1 protein-coding gene is annotated in these 830 nt (G+C 64.9%); it reads left to right on the top strand.

The genetic code is table 11. The features are described 5' to 3' along the window. A partial coding sequence (locus LC039_RS26755; RefSeq protein WP_226629937.1) for a UDP-glucose dehydrogenase family protein occupies positions 1–830 on the top strand: 830 nt, incomplete at both ends.

Raw genomic sequence — 830 nt, 5'->3', positions numbered from 1 at the left:
ATCGGCACCGGTTACGTCGGTCTTGTCTCCGGGGTGTGTTTCTCCGACTTCGGCCACGAGGTGGTCTGCGTCGACAAGGACCCGCGCAAGATCGAGATGCTCGAGCGCGGCGAGGTGCCGATCTACGAGCCCGGGCTCGACACGCTCATGGCCAAGAACGTCGAGGCCGGACGGCTGTCGTTCACCCTCGATCTGCAGTCGGCCATCGATGGCGCCGAGGCGGTGTTCATCGCCGTCGGCACGCCGACCCGTCGCGGCGATGGCCACGCGGATCTGACCTACGTGATGGCCGCCGCCGAGGAGATCGCCAAGGCCGCTGACCATTACATCGTTGTGGTCACGAAATCGACCGTGCCCGTGGGCACCAACCGCAAGGTGCAGGAGGTGGTCGCCGCCGCCAACCCAAGCCTCGAGTTCGATGTCGCCTCGAACCCCGAGTTCCTGCGCGAGGGCGCGGCGATCGACGATTTCATGAAGCCTGACCGCGTCGTGGTTGGCGTCGAGACCGACCGTGCCGCCAAGGTCATGGAAGACATCTACCGCCCGCTCTACCTGCGCGACTTCCCGATCGTCACAACCGATCTCGAGTCCGCCGAGATGATCAAATACGCCGCCAATGCCTTCCTCGCGACGAAGATCACCTTCATCAACGAGATCGCGGCGCTCTGCGAGAAGGTCGGCGCGGACGTGAAGAGCGTGTCGAAGGGCATGGGGCTCGACGGCCGCATCGGCAACAAGTTCCTGCACGCGGGCCCGGGCTATGGCGGTTCGTGTTTCCCTAAAGATACCAAGGCTCTGGCCCGCATCGGGCAGGAGCACGCGGCGCCGAT

Origin of the sequence: Alloyangia pacifica, from assembly GCF_020524285.1 — a bacterium.
Classification (GTDB): domain Bacteria; phylum Pseudomonadota; class Alphaproteobacteria; order Rhodobacterales; family Rhodobacteraceae; genus Salipiger; species Salipiger pacificus_B.
The sequence above is the reverse complement of the archived record's forward strand: the minus strand, read 5'-3'. Positions and strand labels throughout refer to the sequence as shown.